Origin of the sequence: Moorena sp. SIO2C4 (genome assembly GCF_010672485.1) — a bacterium.
In the GTDB taxonomy this organism is placed as follows: domain Bacteria; phylum Cyanobacteriota; class Cyanobacteriia; order Cyanobacteriales; family Coleofasciculaceae; genus Moorena; species Moorena producens.
Genome location: NZ_JAAHGN010000192.1, coordinates 5,433 through 9,075, shown reverse-complemented (window position 1 = coordinate 9,075; position 3,643 = coordinate 5,433). Strand labels below are relative to the sequence as shown.

At 45.4% G+C, this 3,643-nt stretch carries 5 protein-coding genes; 1 reads left to right on the top strand and 4 read right to left on the bottom strand.

The genetic code is table 11. The features are described 5' to 3' along the window. The first annotated feature begins 236 nt into the window (after positions 1-236). Positions 237-533, top strand: a complete 297-nt coding sequence (locus tag F6K20_RS12820) for a hypothetical protein (RefSeq protein ID WP_008184993.1) — start codon at positions 237-239, stop codon at positions 531-533. 191 nt (positions 534-724) lie between these two features. Here the strand turns inward: F6K20_RS12820 and F6K20_RS12815 are convergent, their stop codons facing one another. From F6K20_RS12815 to F6K20_RS12800, 4 genes are all read right to left on the bottom strand, one after another. Then, positions 725-1,216, bottom strand: a complete 492-nt coding sequence (locus tag F6K20_RS12815; protein ID WP_008184995.1) for a hypothetical protein — start codon at positions 1,214-1,216, stop codon at positions 725-727. Between the two features lie 10 nt (positions 1,217-1,226). Further along, positions 1,227-1,352: a hypothetical protein gene (locus F6K20_RS12810; RefSeq protein ID WP_267872044.1), complete on the bottom strand. Its 126-nt coding sequence runs from the start codon at positions 1,350-1,352 to the stop codon at positions 1,227-1,229. Positions 1,353-1,378: 26 nt separating this feature from the next. Further along, positions 1,379-3,277 (bottom strand): glycosyltransferase family protein, encoded by a 1,899-nt coding sequence (locus tag F6K20_RS40605; protein WP_287263466.1) that lies wholly within the window; start codon positions 3,275-3,277, stop codon positions 1,379-1,381. A 171-nt stretch (positions 3,278-3,448) separates the two neighbouring features. Beyond that, a partial coding sequence (locus F6K20_RS12800) for a hypothetical protein (protein ID WP_287267480.1) occupies positions 3,449-3,643 on the bottom strand: 195 nt, incomplete at its 5' end.

Sequence of the window (3,643 nt, the reverse complement as noted above, 5' to 3'; positions counted from 1 at the left end):
GCATCTTGCCCGTTTCATTCCCAGTCGGGCTGTCCTTACACTGGCGACCGGGAAAATGAGGGCGAGCCCGTCTTATCACGCACCCTATACAACATTTACAAAAGTGAGATACACCCGTTCTCAATCGGGTACTGCTATACCCATTAACCATTACCAAAAACCTGGTACTATTTGAGAACTTATTAATGAGTAATGATTAACCGGACTTGCTCTAAACCATTCTTGAGGTTTGTGATATGCGCAACAGTAATCAGGCAAATCCTATTGTAATCGGCAGTTTAGTCGTTATTTTGATCAATCTAGTAATAGGTATTATTTGTTTAAGTATTTATCTACACTTTTCTACAGGTTATGATGGTCTGTTTTATTTTATTATATTGTCTATGATTGGTATCGCTCAGTTAGTCTATGTTATCCCAGTCTTAGTTGTGCTAAGATTGCTAGGACGATGGGAATTGATGAAAGGAGTGATTATTGGTGGTTTGATTACAGGTTTGTTGAATCTTGGCGGTTGCTTTTTAATGCAAGCTTGACCTTAAAGGTATAGGTAGCAAGAGTTATTGAAAAATAGCTCTTAATTTGGCTTTGCTTAATAATGGAATGATTTTAATAGTTTTGTGGAATGGGCATCTTGCCCGTTCGGGGATGTTTTCGGGCGGGCAGGATGCCCACTCTACTCCTATTGATTCTAAGATTCAGCAATGGCCTTAATCTAACTAACTAATTAAACTGTTGCGTCAAGGCTATCTTGAGACTCCTCTAATTTATCGTCGAGGTTCTCACTACCAGTAAACACTTTAGTAGTCACTAGAACATTAGGCTCAACTTGGAGCCACACCGAATCACTCATAGACTCAGCTTGTAATGGTCGATAAACCAGTCGGCAGGCTCCTGCTATTTCTACCTCATGACAGTAATGAGTCCGCTCACCCCGTTTAACAGTAAACACTGGCAAAGATGTCTGGTTCTTGTGATTGCTCTTTAACGCTTCCTCATTAACGTGGATATAGGTAGCTCCGACATGCTTCTCCTGATTCCATGTACCTTTTGGTCCCCTACGACCTTCGGTGACCACTGGCACACCATCATATAATGGAATCTGCCAAAACCGACCAACTTTTTTGGCTCCTTTGATGCGATCTTTACTTAATAGCATCCGCAGTCGTTGAGATGATATACCCAGCAGAGATGCAGCTTGTGTTGTACCGACAATCATAATTAAAATACTATTGCGGAATAGTATTGTAATCCCATCTAACTCGGAAAGTCAAGCTCAAGTGGGGAGTAGGGAATCGGGAGTAGGGAATCGGGAATCGGGAATCGGGAGTAGGGAATCGGGAGTAGGTAATCAAAAATTATCAGAATTGATTTAGGTAAGCTATATCATGTCTTTGTGAAGTTCTTGTTTAACCAGTTGAGCTAAGGTTTGGGCAGCTCCTGGTTTTCCGCGAACGCTCTTGAGATGCGATCGCATTTCCGACAACTTCTCTGGATGCTCCAGATAGTCTAGAGCAAGTTGGGCAACCTCAACCGGCTCAAGCTTTCCTACCAATTCTGGCACAATTTCCCTTTTTGCCCAAATATTGGGCCATGCAAACATACGCTTTTGCCCTAGCACCAACCAGTTAATCACTTTCGCTACGCTAGAGCCTACTCCTGGTAACTTGACCAATAGACCGGGTAAGCCATCCCAAGCCCGCATGGCATCTAACTGTTGCGTCGGCAACAGCACAATCATTGGCACGGCCAGAGACCCCAACTCAGCGGTATTCGCTCCCACTGTGGTTAAGCAAAGACAACATTGCGATAACAATTCATAGGTAGGAAAGGACTCCCAGAGTTCTACACACAAGCCACTGGGGGTTTTGAGGAATAGTTGCGGGGGCGGGGTATTTGGTTGAAGGGTATTTGGTTGAAGGGTATTTGGTTGAAGGGTATTTGGTTGAAGGGTATTTGGTTGAAGGGTATTTGGTTGAAGGGTATTTGGTTGAAGGGTATTTGGTTGAAGGGTATTTGGTTGTTCGCCTTTGGCGTTGCCGTAGGGTAGGTTATCGGAGTTTGAACCTGTAACTTGTAACCCCTTAACTTGTAACCCCTTAACTTGTAACCCCTTAACCTGTAACCCGTTAACTTGTAACCCCTTAACCTGTAACCCCTTAACTTGTAACCCTGGATTAATCACCGAGTCGTTATCAACTTTATATATAAGTTGTGCCTCTGACCATCCTGTCTTGTTAATAATGGGATTGTGATCTCGATTGGCAAATTTGGCTAATGTTTTTAGATCTATGGTAGGAGCAACCGGAATCACAAAGCGAGTTTGGGGTCTAGCCCTATGGATGTGTTCAGCGATCGCTAAAGATAAAGGTACTCCCTGAGCTAGTTTGGCTGGTTTTGACCCCGGTAATAGTCCGATCACTTCAGTGGAATGTTGAAGGTTATCTTCGGTTGTTCGCGAAGCGTGGCCTTTTGGCCAAGGTTGTTTAGTTGAAGGTTGTTTAGTTGAAGGTTGTTTGGTTGAAGGTTGTTCGCGTAGCGTGGCCTTTTGGCCAAGGTTATCTTCTTGGGTTGTTCGCGTAGCGTGGCCTTTTGGCCAAGGTGGTTGGGTTGAATGTTGTTCGCGTAGCGTGGCCTTTTGGCCAAGGTTATCTTCTTGGGTTGAACCTGTAACCTGAGAACCTGCAACCTTCAACCCCTGAGTAACCTGTAACCCCTGAGTAACCTGTAACTCCTGAGTAACCTGAGAACCTGCAACCTGTAACCCTTGAGTAACCTGTAACTCCTGATTAACCTGAGAACCGGTAAGGGGTAATCCCCTAATCTCTGCCATTAAATCCCCTACTAGGGTGAATTTGTGGGCATATTTCTTAGGCACTTGAGCGATAATATCAGGTTTCATCACGCCAAAGTGGTCAATCCAGGGGTACCAACGAGCATCCCACTCGGCATAGACAACACTGCGATACCCTAAGCGCTTACTAATCACTACTGGAAAAAATTGGTCTCCCCCTAGGAATAGAACAACCCCTTGTGGATGCCAGTCCCAGTTTTGAGCTGTCTTGCCCCACAACAAGAATGGCAAAAAATCCTCTGCTGCTTGAACCCGGTCTACTTCTGGGTAGGATTTTGCGATCGCATCTTCTTTGCCCGTGGCATGAGGGCAAGGAGATAGCACTACCGATATCCGGAGTAATGAACGGTCATTGCCTAGAGTTTCCCGCAATGCCTTAACCACTGGTCGCACCCAGGTGGTCACCTCTCCTGGGCCATTGGACATAACTAAAATATCTGCTGCTGGCACTATTCCCCACTCCTGATTATCACGATTTGGCTTGCTATCAGTTATCAGTTATCAGTTATCAGCTATCAGCTTTCAGCTTTCAGCTTTCAGCTTTCAGCTTTCAGCTTTCAGCTTTCAGCTTTCAGCTATCAGTTATCAGCTTATGTGCTACCCGCACGCTACTTGAGGTGCTTTCAGCCAAACGCGAGTGCGTGGCCAACGGCCAAGGTCAAGGTCTGACTGCTGACTGCTGACTGCTGACTGCTGACTGCTGACTGCTGACTGCTGACTGCTGACTGCTGACTGCTGACTGCTGACTGCTGACTGCTGACTGCTGACTGCTGACTGCTGACTGCTGACTGC

Excerpts from the sequence above, each read along its gene's own strand:
- F6K20_RS12820 (WP_008184993.1), top strand. The coding sequence starts at position 237 with ATGCGCAACAGTAATCAGGCAAATCCTATTGTAATCGGCAGTTTAGTC.
- F6K20_RS12815 (WP_008184995.1), bottom strand. The coding sequence starts at position 1,216 with ATGATTGTCGGTACAACACAAGCTGCATCTCTGCTGGGTATATCATCT.
- F6K20_RS40605 (WP_287263466.1), bottom strand. The coding sequence starts at position 3,277 with ATGTCCAATGGCCCAGGAGAGGTGACCACCTGGGTGCGACCAGTGGTT.